The sequence below is a fragment of the Serratia sp. Sp408 genome, assembly GCF_057180665.1.
This window is the reverse complement of record NZ_JBXUFT010000007.1, coordinates 169,498-187,874: the sequence shown is the minus strand read 5'-3', so window position 1 is coordinate 187,874 and position 18,377 is coordinate 169,498. Positions and strand designations below refer to the sequence as shown.

19 protein-coding genes are annotated in these 18,377 nt (G+C 59.0%); 6 read left to right on the top strand and 13 right to left on the bottom strand.

Translation table 11 applies throughout. The annotated features are described in order from the left end of the window. Window position 1: 1 nt before the first annotated feature. Entirely contained in the window at window positions 2–553 is a 552-nt protein-coding gene (gene kefG / locus AC2AXP_RS18875; RefSeq protein ID WP_039991337.1) for a glutathione-regulated potassium-efflux system ancillary protein KefG, read from the bottom strand. 129 nt (window positions 554–682) lie between these two features. On the opposite strand from kefG, the gene AC2AXP_RS18870 reads away from it, so the two are divergent. After that, complete coding sequence (locus AC2AXP_RS18870; RefSeq protein WP_004956234.1) at window positions 683–2,602, top strand: ABC transporter ATP-binding protein; 1,920 nt, start codon at window positions 683–685, stop codon at window positions 2,600–2,602. 56 nt (window positions 2,603–2,658) lie between these two features. Here the strand turns inward: AC2AXP_RS18870 and tauD are convergent, their stop codons facing one another. From tauD to AC2AXP_RS18825, 9 genes are all read right to left on the bottom strand, one after another. Then, the gene (tauD, locus tag AC2AXP_RS18865) at window positions 2,659–3,507 is read right to left on the bottom strand and encodes a taurine dioxygenase (protein WP_004956236.1); all 849 of its coding nucleotides are present in this window, start codon (window positions 3,505–3,507) and stop codon (window positions 2,659–2,661) included. Then, window positions 3,504–4,343, bottom strand: a complete 840-nt coding sequence (gene tauC, locus AC2AXP_RS18860) for a taurine ABC transporter permease TauC (RefSeq protein ID WP_004956238.1) — start codon at window positions 4,341–4,343, stop codon at window positions 3,504–3,506. Before tauC ends, tauD begins: the two co-directional genes overlap by 4 nt. Further along, window positions 4,340–5,104: a taurine ABC transporter ATP-binding subunit gene (gene tauB, locus AC2AXP_RS18855; protein WP_198773719.1), complete on the bottom strand. Its 765-nt coding sequence runs from the start codon at window positions 5,102–5,104 to the stop codon at window positions 4,340–4,342. Before tauB ends, tauC begins: the two co-directional genes overlap by 4 nt. A gap of 10 nt (window positions 5,105–5,114) precedes the next feature. Continuing rightward, window positions 5,115–6,110, bottom strand: coding sequence for a taurine ABC transporter substrate-binding protein (gene tauA, locus AC2AXP_RS18850; RefSeq protein WP_004956243.1), 996 nt, complete (start codon window positions 6,108–6,110; stop codon window positions 5,115–5,117). 93 nt (window positions 6,111–6,203) lie between these two features. Continuing rightward, window positions 6,204–7,331 carry a Gfo/Idh/MocA family protein gene (locus tag AC2AXP_RS18845; protein ID WP_484381869.1) on the bottom strand — a complete coding sequence of 376 codons (1,128 nt, stop codon included), beginning with the start codon at window positions 7,329–7,331 and terminating at the stop codon, window positions 6,204–6,206. Continuing rightward, window positions 7,328–8,392, bottom strand: a complete 1,065-nt coding sequence (locus AC2AXP_RS18840) for a sugar phosphate isomerase/epimerase family protein (RefSeq protein WP_273872407.1) — start codon at window positions 8,390–8,392, stop codon at window positions 7,328–7,330. Before AC2AXP_RS18840 ends, AC2AXP_RS18845 begins: the two co-directional genes overlap by 4 nt. Continuing rightward, window positions 8,389–9,471 carry a Gfo/Idh/MocA family protein gene (locus tag AC2AXP_RS18835; protein WP_430299739.1) on the bottom strand — a complete coding sequence of 361 codons (1,083 nt, stop codon included), beginning with the start codon at window positions 9,469–9,471 and terminating at the stop codon, window positions 8,389–8,391. Before AC2AXP_RS18835 ends, AC2AXP_RS18840 begins: the two co-directional genes overlap by 4 nt. Next, window positions 9,464–10,723 (bottom strand): MFS transporter, encoded by a 1,260-nt coding sequence (locus AC2AXP_RS18830; RefSeq protein ID WP_430299737.1) that lies wholly within the window; start codon window positions 10,721–10,723, stop codon window positions 9,464–9,466. The genes AC2AXP_RS18835 and AC2AXP_RS18830 overlap by 8 nt, the downstream gene beginning before the upstream one ends. Window positions 10,724–10,767: 44 nt before the next feature. Beyond that, complete coding sequence (locus tag AC2AXP_RS18825; protein ID WP_198773715.1) at window positions 10,768–11,685, bottom strand: GNAT family N-acetyltransferase; 918 nt, start codon at window positions 11,683–11,685, stop codon at window positions 10,768–10,770. 242 nt (window positions 11,686–11,927) lie between these two features. Between AC2AXP_RS18825 and AC2AXP_RS18820 the strand changes: the two genes are divergently transcribed. After that, window positions 11,928–12,908, top strand: a complete 981-nt coding sequence (locus AC2AXP_RS18820; RefSeq protein WP_039991340.1) for a LacI family DNA-binding transcriptional regulator — start codon at window positions 11,928–11,930, stop codon at window positions 12,906–12,908. On the opposite strand, the gene AC2AXP_RS18815 is transcribed toward AC2AXP_RS18820, so the two are convergent. Next, complete coding sequence (locus AC2AXP_RS18815; protein ID WP_004956261.1) at window positions 12,909–13,691, bottom strand: PhzF family phenazine biosynthesis protein; 783 nt, start codon at window positions 13,689–13,691, stop codon at window positions 12,909–12,911. A gap of 10 nt (window positions 13,692–13,701) precedes the next feature. After that, a complete protein-coding gene (locus AC2AXP_RS18810) occupies window positions 13,702–14,304 on the bottom strand; it encodes a LysE family translocator (RefSeq protein WP_039991342.1) in 603 nt (200 codons plus the stop codon). A gap of 340 nt (window positions 14,305–14,644) precedes the next feature. On the opposite strand from AC2AXP_RS18810, the gene AC2AXP_RS18805 reads away from it, so the two are divergent. The 3 genes from AC2AXP_RS18805 (at window position 14,645) to AC2AXP_RS18795 (ending at window position 16,864) form a co-directional block, all read left to right on the top strand. After that, entirely contained in the window at window positions 14,645–15,625 is a 981-nt protein-coding gene (locus AC2AXP_RS18805; protein ID WP_039991343.1) for a hydrolase, read from the top strand. Then, the gene (locus AC2AXP_RS18800) at window positions 15,622–15,855 is read left to right on the top strand and encodes a YheU family protein (RefSeq protein WP_004956277.1); all 234 of its coding nucleotides are present in this window, start codon (window positions 15,622–15,624) and stop codon (window positions 15,853–15,855) included. The genes AC2AXP_RS18805 and AC2AXP_RS18800 overlap by 4 nt, the downstream gene beginning before the upstream one ends. A 139-nt stretch (window positions 15,856–15,994) precedes the next feature. Next, entirely contained in the window at window positions 15,995–16,864 is an 870-nt protein-coding gene (locus AC2AXP_RS18795) for a phosphoribulokinase (protein ID WP_004956278.1), read from the top strand. Between the two features lie 53 nt (window positions 16,865–16,917). Here the strand turns inward: AC2AXP_RS18795 and AC2AXP_RS18790 are convergent, their stop codons facing one another. After that, entirely contained in the window at window positions 16,918–17,325 is a 408-nt protein-coding gene (locus AC2AXP_RS18790) for an OsmC family protein (RefSeq protein ID WP_039991345.1), read from the bottom strand. 374 nt (window positions 17,326–17,699) lie between these two features. Here AC2AXP_RS18790 and crp point away from each other — a divergent pair, with 374 nt between their 5' ends. Then, entirely contained in the window at window positions 17,700–18,332 is a 633-nt protein-coding gene (crp, locus tag AC2AXP_RS18785; protein WP_004956281.1) for a cAMP-activated global transcriptional regulator CRP, read from the top strand. Window positions 18,333–18,377: the final 45 nt, after the last annotated feature.

Genomic DNA, 18,377 nt, shown 5'->3' with positions numbered 1-18,377 from the left:
TTTATCGCCCTCGTTGCGGCAGCGGGTTTTGCAGCCAGTCGCCATAGGCGTCGGCGTGACCGGCCAGCACCTCCGGCTTTTGGCGGCGCGCCCAGTAAACGATAATCGGCGACAGCCAATGCATATGACACATGCCGGCGGTCAGCTCAAACGGACGCAGAATGTCTTCCATCGGATAACGGTTGTAACCGCCGGTGCGGTACGCGCCTTCCGGTTCGCCGGTGGTGATTACCGAACGCCAATACTTGCCCGCCAGCGCATTGCCGCCAACGCCGCTGGCAAAACCACGCGACAGCACGCGGTCGAGCCACTCTTTCAGCAGCGCCGGGCAGCTGTAGGTATATAAAGGATGTTGGAAGACGATGATCTGATGCTCGCGCAGCAACTGTTGCTCATGGTGAATATCAATAAAAAAATCAGGATAGTGCGCGTATAAATCGTGCACGGTGACGTGGTCCATCTGCTGTGCCGGCTTGAGCAAAACCCGGTTGGCGACCGAGTCATGAGATTCCGGATGGGCATACAGCAGCAAAACCTTGGGCGGCTGCGACATCATTCCCCTCCAAAGCGTCGTCAGGGTAGCGGTTTTCCGTTACCATGCAGCGCAAAGTTTAAAACAGCACGCGTACTGCGGTCTGTTACATTAAAGATAATTTAACATACTCTGAACAAACGGCGCTTTATGATTGTATTCTCCTCGCTACAAATTCGACGCGGTACCCGTGTCTTGCTGGACAACGCCACGGCGACGGTTAATCCAGGTCAAAAGGTCGGCCTGGTGGGCAAAAACGGCTGCGGCAAGTCTACGCTGCTGGCGCTGCTGAAGGGCGAAATCGCCGCAGACGGCGGCAGTTACAGCTTTCCGAGCAACTGGGCGCTGGCCTGGGTCAACCAGGAAACGCCGGCGCTCGACGTGCCGGCACTGGAGTATGTCATCGATGGCGATCGCGAGTTCCGCCAGCTCGAAGCCGAGCTGCAACAGGCCAACGATCGCAATGACGGCAACGCCATCGCCACGCTGCACGGCAAGCTGGACGCCATCGACGCCTGGACGGTGCGCGCCCGCGCCTCCAGCCTGTTGCATGGACTGGGCTTTTCCAATGAACAGCTGCAAAAGCCGGTGCGCGCCTTTTCCGGCGGCTGGCGGATGCGTCTCAACCTGGCACAGGCGCTGCTCTGCCGTTCCGACCTGCTGCTGCTCGACGAACCCACCAACCACCTGGATCTGGACGCGGTGATCTGGCTGGAACGCTGGCTGAAAGGCTACGCGGGTACGCTGGTGCTGATCTCGCATGACCGAGACTTCCTTGACCCGATCGTTGACAAGATCCTGCATATCGAACAGCAAACCATCAACGAATACACCGGCAATTACTCCTCGTTCGAACGCCAGCGTTCGACCAAGTTGGCGCAGCAGCAGTCGATGTATCAGCATCAGCAGGAGAAGGTGGCGCATCTGCAGAGCTTTATCGATCGCTTTAAAGCCAAGGCGTCCAAGGCCAAACAGGCGCAAAGCCGCATCAAGATGCTGGAACGGATGGAGCTGATCGCCCCGGCGCACGTCGACAACCCGTTCAGCTTCAGCTTCCGCGAGCCGGAAAGCCTGCCGAACCCGCTGCTGCGTATGGAAAAGGTCAGCGCCGGCTATGGCGATAACATCATTTTGCAATCCATCAAGCTGAATCTGGTGCCCGGCTCACGCATCGGCCTGCTGGGGCGCAACGGCGCCGGCAAATCAACGCTGATCAAACTGCTGGCCGGTACGCTGGATCCGCTGAGCGGTGAAATCGGTCTGGCAAAGGGCATCAAGCTCGGTTATTTCGCACAGCATCAGTTGGAGTTTTTACGCGCCGACGAATCGCCATTGCAGCACCTGAGCCGCATCGCGCCACGAGTGCTGGAACAACAACTGCGTGACTATCTGGGTGGCTTCGGCTTCCAGGGCGATAAGGTCACCGAACAAACCGAACGCTTCTCGGGCGGTGAAAAAGCACGCCTGGTGCTGGCGCTGATCGTCTGGCAGCGTCCTAACCTGCTGCTGCTTGATGAACCGACCAACCACCTGGATCTGGACATGCGCCAGGCGCTGACCGAAGCGCTAATCGATTTCGAGGGTGCGTTGGTGGTGGTGTCGCACGACCGACACCTGCTACGCTCCACCACCGACGATCTGTATCTGGTGCATGACGGCCAGGTCGAACCGTTCGAAGGCGATCTGGACGATTACCAGCAGTGGCTGAGCGACTTACAAAAACAGCAGGCGCAGCAGGACGCGGCACCGAAACAGGACAGCGGCAACAGCGCGCAAGCGCGTAAAGATCAAAAGCGTCGCGAAGCCGAGTTCCGCAGCCAGACTCAACCGCTGCGCAAACAAATCGCCAAACTGGAACAGCAGATGGACAAGCTGGCAGCCGAACTGGCCGCGACAGAGGAAAAGCTGGCGGACTCCACGCTGTACGACATCAGCCGCAAGGCCGAACTGACCGAATGCCTGCAACAGCAAAGCCAGGCCAAAAGCGCGTTGGAAGCAACGGAACTGACCTGGCTGGATGCCCAGGAGCAGTTGGAACAGCTGACCCAGGCGTTTGAATCAGAGAGTTGACGGTGGCGGTTGCGACGCATGCGCCAGCAACCGCGCCGCAGCCTACACAGGCGGTGCTACCCTTTATAAAACGGCTTATCGCCCAGTACCGTCGCGCGGTGCATAATGCGCCGCTGCGGCAGATAGTCGGCGTTGGCATAGTGCTGCGTCACGCGATTATCCCAAATGGCGATGTCGTTTTCCTGCCAGCGCCAACGCACCTGGAACTCCGGCTTGGTAATATGGGCAAACAAAAAGCCGAGTAACGCGTCGCTTTCCTTTGGTGACAGGTCAACGATGCGCGTGGTAAACCCTTCGTTGACGAACAGCGCCTGCTTGCCGCTGACCGGATGGGTACGCACCACCGGGTGCAGCAACGGCGGATTGTTCTGCACCGCCTGTCGCCAGCGCTGGTGCTGTTCTTCACTGCCACGATGCTTGTACTCCGGAAAGGATTTGGTGAAGTCATGCTCGGCCCGCAACCCGCTCAACAACTGTTTGAACGGCGTCGACAACGCGTCAAAGGCGGCAATACCGCTGGCCCATAGCGTATCACCGCCGGTGCTCGGCAGGCGTTTGGCGGCCAGAATCGCCCCCAGAGGGGGATTGTCGATAAACGTCACGTCGGTATGCCAGTTGTCATTGTCCGGCGGATTGTTGTCATCGGTATCCAGTACGATGATCTCCTCCACGTCACTGGCGTGCGGATAGACGGGATGAATGTGCAGATCGCCAAAGCGCCCGGCCAAATCACGCTGTTGCAGCGGTGTGATCGGCTGATTGCGGAAGAACAGCACCTGATGCTTCAGCAACGCGTGATAAAGCTGCTCGAACTGGCCATCGCCAAGCGGTCGCGCCAACGTGACGTTTTCCACCAAAGCACCGATATGCGGCCCCAACGGGGTAATCACCAAACGTTCGTTCATTGTTGTACTCCATGCCACGGGGTTAATCGGCGCTGCAAGGCGCGTAGCCCCAGCTCCAGCCCAAATGCAATAATCGCAATCACGCTGATGCCGGCGATCACCACATCGGTCGCCAGAAACTCACCGGCAGATTGCACCATAAAACCCAGCCCGCGCGTGGCGGCGATCAATTCGGCGGCCACCAGCGTAGACCACCCCACGCCGAGTCCGATGCGAATACCGGTCAGAATTTCCGGCAACGCATTCGGCAGCACCACGAAACGCAGCACTTGCCAACGATTGGCCCCCAAGGCACGGGCAGCACGCAATCGAACCTGTGCCACGCTGCGCACCCCGGCCACGGTAGACAACGTCACCGGCGCAAAGATTGCCAGGTAAATCAACAGGATTTTTGATGTTTCCCCGATGCCGAACCAGATCACCATCAGCGGCAGGTAGGCTAACGGCGGTACCGGACGATAAATTTCTATCAGCGGGTCGAGAATACCGCGCACCGTGTCATTCAACCCCATGGCGATACCAACCGGAACGCCGATCATCACCGCCGCCAGCAGCGCCAGCAGTATACGCCCCAGACTGGCCGCCAGATGCTGCCATAACGTGGCGTCCATAAACCCTTGCGGACTGGCGATAGTCAGCAATTGATGCAGCACCTGCTGTGGTGACGGCAGAAACAGCGGGCTGATCAATCCCAGCGCGGTGATCCCCCACCAGACCGCCAAGGTTACCAGTAAGGTGGCCGCGCTCAGCCAGAGGTTGCGCGGCAGCGTGAGACGGCGGGCCGGCGCGCGCGCTGTCTGCCCGACGCTGGATTTCAAAATGGAATGCAGACTCATGACAGCGCCTCGCGTTCAAAGACCTTGCCGAGCACGTATTCGCGCCGGGCGATAAATTCCGGGTCGGACTTGATGGCGCGACAGGCTTCACCGGCGGCGTAGCGACGACCAAAATCCAGCGACAGCCGTTCAACCACCTGGCCAGGCCCCGGCGATAGCAGCAACAGCTCGCTGGCCAGGAATACCGCCTCTTCGATGTCATGGGTAATCAGCAGCACCTGCTTACCGGTATCGCGCCAAATGGTCAGCAACAGCTCCTGCATCTGCTCACGGGTAAAAGCATCCAGCGCGCCAAACGGCTCATCCAACAGTAACAGCCGCGGGTCGGCCGCCAGTGCACGAGCAATCCCCACCCGTTGGCGCATGCCGCCGGACAGTTGCCAGATAAAATGCTGCTCATAGCCGGCCAGTCCGACGCGTTGCAGCATCTGCTGCGCCACCGCGCGGCGCGACGCTTTGCCGACGCCGGCCAGTTGCAAGCCGAACTCGACGTTATCTACCACGTTGCGCCACGGCAGCAAGCCTTCATGCTGGAATACCACGCCCCGCTCGGCACCCGGGCCGTTAACCGGTTTTTCATCAAGCGTGATGCTGCCCGCTGAAGGCGCGATAAATCCGGCAATCAGGTTCAACAGCGTGGTCTTGCCGCAACCTGACGGCCCGAGCACCACCACCAGTTCCCCACTGGCAATCTGGAATGACACATCGCGCAGCGCGGGGCGTCCCTGATATTCGGCTGAAAGACCACTGACGTTTAACATGCCGACCTCCTTAAGGCTGCGGTGCAGCCTGCACCTGCTTAACGAAACGGTCGGTCACATAGGCGCTGTAATCGTTGTCGACCTGCGGGATTTTGCCCTGCTGCTTGAGGAAGAGCGCGGTATCATGGATCGCCTTTTCCACCGGCTGACCAAGCTGGCTGATTTGTTCGGCCACCGGCAGATAGCGATTACCCTTCACCAGTGGCGGGATCTGCGCTACCGGCACGCCGCTCAGGCGAGACAGGGTATTGAGATTGTTCTGGTCTTGCAGCCAGGCATCCGGCGCGGCCAGATAGGCCTGCTGCGCGCTGAGTGCGCTGGCGGCAAAGGCGGTGACCACCTCGGGATGCTGTTCGGCAAAATCCTTGCGCACCACCCACACGTCCAGCGTTGGCGATCCCCATTGCCCCACTTGCTCAGAATCGGCCAGTACCCTGCCCTGCTTGGCCAGCTCGCTGACTACCGGTGCCCAGACGTAAGCGCCGTCAATGTCGCCACGCTGCCAGGCGGCAGCGATCGCCGGCGGTTGCAGATTGAGGATCTTCACCTGTTCGGGCTTGATGTCCCAATGCCTGAGCGCAGCCAGCAGGCTGTAATGAGTGGTGGAAATAAACGGCACCGCAATGCGCTTGCCAATCAGATCTTTTGGCGACTGGATGTCATTCTTGACCACCAGCGCTTCAGAATTTCCCAGTTGCGAGGCGATCAGGAATACTTCAATCGGCAGTTTCTGGCTAGCGGCAACCGCTAACGGACTGGAGCCGATATTACCCATCTGCACGTCGCCAGACGCCAGGGCACGCAACACGCTGGAGCCGCTGTCGAACTTGCGCCAGTCGACCTGGGCGCCAGAGCGTTTGGCAAAGCTGTTTTCCGCCTGCGCGACCTTGGCAGGCTCCGCCGAGGTTTGATACGCCACGGTTACGTCCACCGCCTGCGCACTGGCCGCCGCCAGCGATAGCATCAGCAGCGCTGCGCCGCGTAAAGAAAAGAGTGTGCCCGCCATGATCCGCTCCGTTGATAAACTGCTATTCAGTTATCTGTAGTTTTATCCGAGCGTCAGCGGGCATTGAAGGAATAAAAAAATATTCTTTATTACTTATGGAACTATAAGCGTCGTCCATTGGCCGCCGGCGTCATGGCTGCGTCGGGCGGTTTCGATAAACGCCATGCCTTGCAATCCGCTTTCAATTCCCGGCAACAGCGGCGCGGCACCAGGTCCATGGCGCAAACGCTGCGCCGCCTCACGATAAATCTGGCCAAACCCTTCCAGATACCCTTCCGGGTGACCAGCCGGCACCCGTGCCAACGCGCGGTTTTCCGCATATTGAGAGGTTGCACCACGGGTCAAACAATACGCCGGTGCCGAATGGGGACGCATCCACAGCTGATTGGGGTTTTCCTGATTGAATTCCAGGCTGCCTGCGCTGCCGTAAATCCGCAACCGCAAGCCGTTCTCATGGCCACAGGCCACCTGGCTGGCCCACAAACGGCCGCGTGCGCCGTTGGCATAACGCATCTGCACCCGCACGTCATCATCCAGCCGACGGCCGGGAATAATGCTGCTCAGCTCGGCGCTGATGGTGACGGGCAGTTGACCGCAAACGAACTGCGCCAGTTGCCAGGCGTGAGTACCAACGTCGCCAATGCAGCCCGCCCCCGCCTTTTCCGGCTCGGCACGCCAGCCCGCCTGTTTGTTACCGCGTTGTTCCAGCGGCTGCGCCAGCCATTCCTGCAAATATTCTACCTCGACGAAGCGCAGCTCCCCCAGTTCCCCGGCCAGCACCCGACTGCGCGCTTCGCGGATCAGCGGGTAGGCGCTGTAATTATGGGTCAAGATCAGCTGTCGGCCGCTGCGACGCACGGTTTCAGCCAGTTGCAGCGCATCCTGGTACGAGGTGCACAACGGCTTATCGCAGATCACATCGATGCCGGTGGTGAGAAACGCCGTCGCCGCCGGCGCGTGCAGGTGGTTTGGCGTCACGATCGCCACCACCTGAATGCCGTCCTCGCGCGCCGCTTCCTGCTGCGCCATCTGCTGGAAATCACCATAGCAGCGCTGCGCATCCAGCTGTAGCGACGCTCCGGTGCGCCGACAATTGTCCCAGTCCGAGGAAAACGCGCCGGCCACCAGGATAAATTCGTCATCCATGCGTGCCGCCAAACGATGCACTGCGCCAATGAAAGCCCCTTCGCCGCCGCCGACCATACCCAAACGTAACCTCATTCCTTGCCCTCCAGTCCGAGCATGGTCCTTACCGCAGCGCGATCGCTGCTGCCGGCGGCGAAATCGTCGAACGCCCGTTCAGCCACCGGTATGATATGCCGGGCAATAAATGCCGCCCCTTCGCGTGCGCCCACCTCCGGCGCCTTCAGGCAGCATTCCCACTCCAGCGTCGCGGTACCGGGGAAATCGTACTGCGCCAGTTTGCTGAAAATGGCAGCGAAATCAATCTGGCCGTCCCCCAGCGAGCGGAAACGCCCCGGCCGCTCCAGCCACGGCTGATAACCGCCGTAAACGCCGCTACGCGCGCTCGGCCGGAACTCGGCGTCCTTGACGTGGAAGGCGCGAATGCGGTGGTGGTAGCGATCGATAAAACCAAGGTAATCCATCTGCTGCAAATGCAGATGACTCGGATCGTAAAGAATATGGCAGCGCGGATGGTTGCCGACCAAGCGCAGAAAACGCTCAAAGGTCACGCCGTCGTGCAGATCCTCCCCCGGATGCAGTTCGTAGCAAACGTCGACGCCGGCCTGGTCAAACGCATCGAGGATTGGACGCCAGCGCTGCGCCAGTTGGCCGAACGCCTCCTCCAGCAACAACGCATTATGCGGCGGCCATGGATAAAAGTAGGGCCAGGCCAGCGCACCGGAAAACGTCACGTGCGCACTCAGGCCCAAGCGTTGCGAAGCCTGCGCCGCCAGCATCAGCTGATCGCAGGCCCACGCCTGGCGCGCACGCGGATTACCACGCACCGCCTCGGGCGCAAAGCCCTCGAACGCGGCATCATAGGCCGGATGCACCGCCACCAATTGGCCTTGCAGATGGGTCGACAGTTCGCTGATGCTCAGCCCATGCTGCGCCAAGCGTGCGCGTATCTGGTCGCAATAGGCCTGGCTGCGCGCCGCCTGTGCCAAATCAAAAATCGCCGCATCGCCGGTCGGCAGTTGCAGGCTGCGAAACCCCAGCCCCGCCGCCCATTGCGCCAGCCCATCCAGCGAATTGAACGGCGCCTGCGGACCGATAAACTGTGCCAGAAACACCCCCGGCCCGTTAATGGTTTTCATTGCTCACCCCCTAACATTACCGTGCTCTGACTGCGTACCGCCTGGTCCGCCGCCAGTACCACCCGCAGGCTGTTAATCGCATCGCGCCAATGGTCGTTGAGATCGCCACCCTGCCGGATCGCCTGCAGGAAAAACTGCTGTTCGCGGCGGCATAACGCCAGATGATCGGGCTCGTCCCGACAATCAATCCATTCGTCCGCGTCGGTGAACCGGTTATCGGCGTCAAGGGTCGCATGATGCACCCGCAGCGATTCGGTGCGGGTATGGGCATCGACATTGTCCGACGCTCCCACGGCTGCGGCCTGTCGCGCCACGATCGATACCGCGCCACGCGGGCCGATCACATCCTTGATAAAGAATGCCGTCTCGCTGATCATCGGCCCCCAGCCCGCCTCGTACCAGCCGACCGAACCGTCGGCAAAGCGCACCTGCAGCTGACCGTAGTTGTACATGTCCGCCGGCAGCGCATCGCTCAGCCGGGCGCCGATCGCGCTGACGCTGACCGGCTCCGCCTGTGTCATTTGGCACATCACGTCAAGGTAATGCACCCCGCAATCGACGATCGGCGACAGCGACTGCATCAGATTGCGATGCACATTCCACATCTGGCCATGGCTCTGCTGGTTAAGGTTCATGCGCATCACCAACGGTTTGCCCAGGCCGCGTGCCAGGGTGACAAAGCGCTGCCATGACGGGTGGTGGCGCAGAATGTACCCCACCACCACCTGCCGCCGCGCGGCGCGAGCGGCGGCAATGACCCTTTCGGCACCCGCCACGCTGGTGGCCAGCGGTTTTTCGATAAACAGGTGGCAACCGGCCGCCAACGCCTGCAATGAATAGGCTTCATGGGTGTCGGGGTAGGTCGTCAGACACACCGCATCCGGCCGGGTTTGCGCCAGCGCGCTGGCAAAATCGGCAAACAGCGCATAGCCGCCGCCCAGTTGCCGATTGAGCGCATGGCGCGAATCGCCACGCGCCACCAGTCCGCATATCGTCACGCCGTCCATCGCCTGGTAGGCCGCTGCATGCGACGCCCCCATGTTGCCGCACCCCACCACCAATACGCGCAAATCAGCCATCGTTGCTGTCTCCTTTTGGCGTTTCGCGGTAGTTGAAGGTGAAGAAGAACAGCAGCGCAATTACCAACGCGCCAATCGCCGGATACCACCAGAAACCTTGCCATTGCGGCAACGCCGCCGCCCCCTGCGCCGTCACCATACGGTTGAACAATGCGCCGCTGAGCTGCGAGCCGATCAACATGCCAAGGCCGTAGGTAAACAGCACCAGCAGGCTTTGCGCCTGCCCCTTGACCTTGTCGCCCGCCACTTTGTCGGTATAGATAAAACCGATGACGAAGAAAAAGTCATAACACATGCCGTGCAGGATAATGCCGAGGTAAATCATCCAGCGCAGCTCTTCGGTGATGCCAAGCGCAAACATCACGTAACGCAGGCACCATGACAGCATGCCGATCAACAGCATCATCTTGATGCCCAACCGAACGAACAGCAGCGGGATCAGCAGCATGAAGAACAGCTCGGACATTTGCCCCAGCGACATCACACCGCCGACGTTGCTAAAGCCGGTAGCCGCCACGAACGGCGCTGCATAGGCGTAATACGCCGCCAGCGGAATCGAGATCAGCGTGGCGCAGATGATAAACACCAGAAAATGGCGCTGCTTGAGCATCGCGAAAGCGTCAGCGCACAGCAGATCGCGCATCTGCACCGGTTTACCGCGCTCCGGTGCCGGGGTATGCGGCAAGGTGAAGCTGTAGATAGCCAATACCAGCGAAGCCACCGCCGCCAGGGTGAAAATGCCGGTACTGTCAGACAAACCGCTGGCGCCGACGATCAGCCCGGCCACAATCCACCCCAGCGTACCGAACGCCCGTACCACCGGGAAGGCCTTTTCGCTGTTGCTGAGACTGTAAAACGCCACGTTATTACTCAGCGCAATGGTCGGCATATAACACAGCATATAGCCGAAGATGACCCACAGCAGACCGCTTTGCTGATCGGCAAAAAAGCCCGGCATCCACCACAGCAACGCCGCGCCCACCAGATGCAGCAACCCCAGTACCTTTTGCGAGGCAAAGAAGCGATCCACCACCATGCCCAGAACGAACGGCGACAGAATCGAGGCAATCGGCCCGGTGGAATAAGCATCGCCGATGATCGCCGCCATGCCGTACTTGCCCATCACCACCCCGAGGGTGACGTACCACGCGCCCCAGACGAAGAATTGCAGGAACATCATCAGCGCCAGCCGCGGCACCACCCATTTGAATGTGACACTTTTGGCCCCCAGGGCCACGCTGTCGGTTTGCATAACTCCCCCATCGTTCTGTGTTGTTGTGGTTAACTGCTGTGTGTTTATCCGCTTTCAGGCAGAAAGGACGGCATGACCACGCCGCCGGGACGTTGTGCCTCGCCCTTCGCCTGCGCCAGATGCAATTCGCAAATCCGTCCCCCCCAGCGCAACAGCGCTCGACTAAGCGCCGAGGACTGCGCCGGCACCAATACCACCGCCGTATGGCCGCGATGATGTCGGTCGAGCATCCAGCCCAGCAGCTCCAGCGCCATCTCTTCGCGCTGGCAGCATCCCGGCCCCAGCATGCGTGACGCCGGATGGGCAACCGATGCCAGGTAGCCGCCGATAATGCCGTCCTGCTCCCACACGGCCGTGCGCCAATATCCACTGCCGTCGCCAAGCAAGAATTCGATATCCCGTCGCCGGGCGATGCCCAGCAGTTGACGCTCCAGCTGCATGATGGCGGGCAAATCCGCTGGCTGAGCCTGACGAACCCGAACGTGTGACGACGGCGAAAGGTCAAGACCCCGTGGCGGCACCGCGATCGCCATATCCTGATAGACCGCATATGGCGCAAAACCGGCGCGATGATAAAGCGCGTAAGAATCCAGATTCAGCGCGCTGGACAACAGCCGCTGCGGCAGCCTGCCCGCCAGCTCATCGCCCTTGTGCAATAGCTGCGCCGCAATGCCACGACCAAAATAGTCGGGATGGACGTTCATGATGCCCAGTCCAAGGTGTGTTTCGCGCGGATGAAAGAAGCAGGAGCCGCACAGCACGCCGCGTTGATCCTGCGCAACCCAGTGGTGGCCGGCATCCAGTTGTTGATACACATCGACAAACAGCCCGCAGCTTTCCGCCATGTCCGGGAAAATCGCCGCCATACCGTGCCGCTGGTACCAGGCATTGGTTGAATGGTGAATCAGTTGGGCAATCGCCAGGCGATCGCTGGGCTGCGCCAGGCGTAATTGAATTTGCATCGGCCACCTCGATACCGTCAGGAACCGGGCAAGATACTGCGAAATCGTCAAATGAAATCGATTTCATTCAAGCCATGAGCAAAATGTAATCGATTTCTTTTTTTCGGCAACCTGATTAAGCTGGTGATTGATGATGGCGAGTGAAATTTGCAAGCAACATCACAATGCTGGCGGTAAACCCGCTTTTTTAGCCACGTTACCGCATACTGGCGGTGGCAAATCAGCACAAGGAACAGCGATTCATGTCGATAGAAAAAGTGGCGAAAATCGCCGGCGTGTCGCCGGCGACGGTATCACGGGTGCTGAACGGCCAGCAGATCGTCAAACCAGCGACGCGCGATAGGGTATTGGCGGCCATCCGCGAATGCGATTACCAGCCCAACCTGCTGGCGCGCCAGTTACGCACCGCGCGCAGCCGCATGCTGCTGGTGTTGGTGTCCAACATTACCAACCCGTTCTGCTCATTGGTGGTGCGCGGTATCGAGGAAGAAGCCGAACGCCACGGCTACCATATTCTGCTGTGTAATTCCGAATCCAACCCGACGCGCGAATCGGCCTATCTCAAACTGTTGAGCGGGAAAGTGGTGGACGGGGTGATCACCATGGATGCCGTCAGCTGCCTGCCGGGACTGACGGCAATGATCGGTGACTTTCCGTGGGTACAGTGTGGCGAAGGAGATCCGGAGTTTCGCGCCTCGTCGGTGACCATAGACAACCACCAGGCGGCGTTTGCCGGCGTACGGCTGCTGGCGGACAAGGGGCGTCAACGCATCGCCTTGATTAACAGCGATATGCGCTATCTCTATTCGCAACAGCGTGAACAGGGCTATCTGCGGGCGCTGGCGGATTTTGGCCTGAGTTACCATCGGGTGGAATACGTTGACGGGCTGGAGTATGCCGCCGGTGCGCAGGCGATGAACCGCCTGCTGGCCGACGCGCAGCCGCCGGATGCGGTATTTGCCATTTCCGACGTGGTTGCCGGCGGGGCGATGAGCGCCTTGCATCAGCGCGGACTGCGTATCCCGCAAGACGTGGCGATCATCGGCTTTGACGGCGTGCCGTTCGGCGCTATCACCACGCCGCCGCTGTCGACCATCGAGCAGCCGATGCACCAGTTCGGCATTCGCAGCGTGCAACTGCTGTTGGCAAAAATCAAGGATCCGCAGTTGGCGCCCAGCAATGAAGTACTGGACTGGCGACTGGTGGAGCGCGGCACCACCTGATTAGGCGGTAATTGATCCGCGCAGGAATATATTGGCATAGCCGCCGAGCAACGTACGCTCGCCCTGCAACTGGCAAAACAGCTCGCCACCGCGCGGCGAGATCTGCCGGGCATGCAATGCGCTACGGCCCAGCCTGGCGCTCCAGTACGGCATCAGACTGCAGTGGGCCGAGCCGGTCACCGGATCCTCGCCGCCATCCAGCGTAAAGTAGCGAGAAACGAAATCCACCTCGTCACCCGGTGCGGTGACGATCACCCCACGACCCACCGCCGCGATCAACGCCGGTATCGCCGGTTGCAGCGCCCTGACCTGCGCCTCATTGTCCAGTACCACCATTAGCGCATTGGCCTGCCACACCGCCTGCGGCTGCACGCCCAACAGCGCGGCCAGGCCTGCCGGCTCGGCGATCGGGTGCGGGGCGCGTGTCGGGAAGTCCAGAATCAGGCGTTGACCGTCCGCCGCGTCGCGTTTGACATACAGCTCTCCGCTGGCGGAACGCAGGCGCACATCGTTCAGCCCCGGGTTCAGCACATTGAGCATCACATGCGCCGCCGCCAGCGTGCCATGGCCGCATAAGTCCACTTCGCGGTACGGCGTGAACCAGCGGATGGCGGCCATGTCGCCGTCCTGCCACACAAAGCTGGTTTCCGGCAGGTTCAATTCATTGGCGATCGCCTGCATTTGCACGGCGTCCGGTGGCGCTTTCAACACATATACGCCCGCCGGATTGCCGCGCAATCCCTGGCCAACAAAGGCGTCAACGTGGAAATAATCTTCGGTCATCTGCAATCCCTTAATGCCAAATCAACAACACGCAGGCTGCGGTCAGCAACCCCATAGAAACGTTAAAGATAACCCAGGCTTTCTTGCTGCGCAGCAAACGGCCAATCACGCTGCCGAAACCGAGCCAGACGATGCCGGTGGCCAGATTCATGCCGGAAAGCCCCGCCGAGATCGCCAGAATCGAGTGATTATACCCTTCGCCGTTCAGGCTGAAGCTGGCCACCGCGCCCAGCGCCATCAGCCAGGCCTTGGGGTTGAGAAACTGCAACAGCCAACCCTGATACAGACGAATCGGCTTGGGTGGCGCGGTATCGGTGTCGAGCTTTTCATAACGGGCGGTCGCCACCTTCCACGCCAGCCACAGCAGATACAGGCTGCCAAGAATTTTCAGTGCCAGGTGCAGCGAGGGATAGACCACAATCAGGCTGCCAACGCCGAACGCCACCAGCAATAAAATGCTTTGCATGCCGAGTATGATGCCCAGCATCAGCCACAGCGAACGCATAAAGCCAAAGTTGGCGCCGGAGGTGGTTAACAACAGGTTATTCGGACCGGGCGTAATAGCGGCAACAAACAGGAAGCCGAGCATTGAAAGAAATAAACTTGATTCCATGAAACGGGTGCTCCCCACCCAAATGCGTGTGTGCGTTTACCCGTCATGCTGCAAGCTGCTTACTGGCTGGCTACGCATCCTGAGCCGAAGCACCGGGTTTGCGTAGGCGCATCGGGATGCATTCACTTGCCGCCTCGATGCAACTCGAATTATTTGGGGTATATTATTAATCATATCCCGAATCGTTGGTATGGCAGCCAAGAAGCCCGCGTGAGCATACCAGGCACTGACCGGTCAGTGATGGTCGCTGCCACTACAACGAATAAGGAAATAGTGGTATTGAAGCTAACAGTGCTCTACCGATCAGACAATAGCCGCCAATAAGAATTTTATTCACGTTATGTATGAAACCTTCCGCCCTCTCACCGGGGCCAGTAATCCGCACCTGCAAACGCTGCTGCCACGCCTGGTACGTCGTCGCGTACGACTGAAACCGCATTGGCAACGGCTGAACCTGCCTGATGGCGACTTTCTCGATCTCGCCTGGAGCGAAGACCCGCGCCTGGCGCGCGACAAACCGCGGGTAGTGCTGTTTCACGGCCTGGAAGGCAACTTCTACAGTCCGTATGCCCACGGCCTGTTGCACGCCTGGCAGCAAAAGGGCTGGCTCGGCGTGGTGATGCATTTTCGCGGTTGCAGCGGCGTGCCAAACCGCCAGCAACGCATTTACCATTCCGGTGAAACCGAAGACGCCCGCTTCTTCCTGCAATGGTTGCGCGACAGCTATGGCACTGCGCCAACCGCGGCAGTCGGCGTATCGCTCGGCGGCAATATGCTCGCCTGCTATCTGGCACAGCAGGAAGGCAATAGCCTGCTGGACGCGGCGGTGGTGGTCTCGGCACCGTTAATGCTCGAACCCTGCTCGTGGCGTATGGATCAGGGATTCTCCCGCGTATATCAGCATTACCTGCTGGGTCAGTTGAAGCAGAACGCCACGCGAAAACTGCTGCATTATCCCGGCACCCTGCCGCTGAAATTGCCGCAGTTGCAGGGCTTGCGCCGCATTCGCGATTTCGACGATCTGATTACCTCGCGCATTCACGGCTTCAGCGACGCCACGGATTATTACCGCCGTTGCAGCGCCTTGCCGCTGCTGCCGAAGATCCAGACACCGTTGCTGATCATCCATGCCAAGGACGATCCGTTCATGACCGACGAGGTGATCCCTGACCTCGCCAGCCTGCCGCACAATATCGAATATCAACTGACGGAATGCGGTGGCCACGTCGGCTTCGTCGGCGGCTCACTAAAAAAACCCTACATGTGGCTGGAATACCGCATTCCCTCCTGGCTTACCCCTTATCTGGAACAGAACACGTGATAATCCCCTGGAAAGAACTGGACAGCGAAACGCTGAATAATCTGATCGAATCCTTTGTACTGCGCGAAGGCACTGACTACGGCGAGCATGAACGTTCGCTGACGCAGAAAGTGGAGGACGTTCGCCGGCAATTGCAAAGCGGCGAAGTGCTGCTGGTGTGGTCGGAACTGCATGAAACCGTCAATATCATGCCACGTGGCCAGTTCCGTGCCGGTCAGGAAGAAATGTAATCCGCCCTATGACTGACGGGAAAAATCAGGTATCAATGTGCCATACCCTACAGCACTCGAGTTGCATCGAGGCGGCCTACAGCAAAGCAGCTGAGGTACGACGGATAAAACACGCATTTTAGACGGAGTAACATATCGTATGTCTGCCAAACATCCCGTTATCGCGGTAACCGGCTCCAGCGGAGCCGGCACCACCACTACCAGCGTGGCGTTCCGCAAAATATTCCAGCAGTTGAATATTCGCGCCGCACAGTTGGAAGGCGACAGCTTCCACCGCTACACCCGGCCGGAAATGGACGCGGCGATCCGCAAGGCGCGCGACCTCGGCCGTCATATCAGCTATTTTGGCCCCGAAGCCAACGACTTCGGCCTGCTGGAGCAGAGCTTCCGTGAATATGGCAACGGCGGCAGCGGCCGTTCACGTAAATATCTGCACACCTATGACGAAGCCGTGCCGTACAACCAGGTTCCTGGCACCTTTACACCGTGGGAAGCCCTGCCGGAACCCACCGACGTGCTGTTCTACGAAGGGCTGCACGGCGGCGTCGTCACCGATCAGCATGACGTGGCACAGCAGGTCGATCTGCTGGTCGGCGTGGTGCCAATCGTCAACCTGGAGTGGATCCAGAAGCTGATCCGCGATACTGGCGAACGCGGCCATTCTCGCGAAGCGGTGATGGATTCGGTAGTGCGTTCGATGGAAGACTATATCAACTACATCACACCGCAGTTTTCACGCACCCACATCAACTTCCAGCGCGTGCCAACGGTGGATACCTCCAACCCGTTTGCCGCCAAGGCCATCCCGTCGCTGGACGAAAGCTTTGTGGTGATCCACTTCCGCGGGCTGGATCAGATTGATTTCCCTTATCTGCTGGCGATGCTGCAAGGCTCGTTTATTTCGCACATCAATACGCTGGTGGTGCCCGGCGGCAAAATGGGACTGGCGATGGAGTTGATCATGGCACCGCTGGTGCAGCGGCTGCTGGAAGGCAAAAAGATTGAGTAGCCAGGCGACACCGGACGGGCGCGGGGAGGATTAGGCCACCGCGCCACATGCCATTAGGCCACTTCCCGGACTTCAAAGCTGTGGGTAACGCTGGCGGCCTTGCCGAGCATCAGCGCTACCGAACAGTATTTGTCGGCAGACAGATCCACCGCACGCTCCACCGCCTTGTCGCCAAGCCCTTTACCGCTGACGATAAAATGCAGGTTGATATGGGTAAATACCCGTGGTGCCTCTTCGCGACGTTCAGAGGTCAGTTTTACCTCACAATCACGCACGTCGTGACGGCCTTTTTGCAAAATCGACACCACGTCAATCGCGCTGCATCCCCCCACGGACATCAGCACCATTTCCATCGGACTTGGCGCCTTGTCACCGGCATTGCCGTCCATCAATACCTGATGGCCAGACGCCGATTCGCCAAGAAACGTTAACCCTTCAACCCATTTGACTCTTGCCTGCATGCTCATGACTCCGATTGATTCTTTGTCATCAGACTACGCGTTAGCAGCAAAACTGGCAACGGAACCTGATACTGGTCATGTGTGAGCGAGACAACACAAGACACCCGCGTCACTCTGTGCTACAAACAGAGCCGCAATAACGCTTTCTGGACAGCGCTTTCAGGGAAATGCCCACGGAAAGGCACCTTAATGTGTATGTTAACAGAATGTAGCTTGCAGCTCTCACTGCAAGTTAATATGCTAGGGCAATAGCGTATTTTTACGTCACGCCTCAAAAACGGTTAATGGTCGCCGCTCATGGACAGCCATAACACGTTTGACAGGGAACTCTGACCCCTGTGATACAGGCAGATTACAACAGAGGATAACAGCGAATGGTTCTCGGCAAACCGCAAACAGACCCTACTCTCGAATGGTTCCTGTCTCATTGCCATATCCACAAATATCCATCGAAAAGTACGCTGATTCACCAAGGTGAAAAGGCCGAAACGCTTTACTACATCGTGAAAGGCTCCGTTGCGGTGCTGATCAAGGATGAAGAAGGCAAAGAGATGATCCTGTCCTATCTCAATCAGGGCGATTTCATCGGCGAACTTGGATTATTTGAAGAAGGCCAGGAACGCAGCGCCTGGGTTAGGGCTAAAACCGCCTGTGAAGTGGCTGAAATTTCCTATAAGAAATTCCGTCAGCTGATCCAGGTGAACCCTGACATTCTGATGCGCCTGTCGGCGCAGATGGCAAGCCGCCTACAGATCACCTCAGAGAAAGTGGGTAACCTCGCCTTCCTAGACGTTACCGGCCGCATTGCGCAAACCCTGCTCAATCTGGCCAAACAGCCGGATGCCATGACTCACCCGGACGGCATGCAAATTAAAATCACCCGTCAGGAAATTGGTCAAATCGTCGGTTGTTCACGCGAAACGGTTGGCCGTATTCTGAAAATGCTCGAAGATCAAAACCTGATTTCCGCACACGGCAAAACCATCGTCGTCTACGGTACCCGTTAATCCATTAAAACGGCACGCTTCAAAAAATGCCGGTCAGTTAACGCT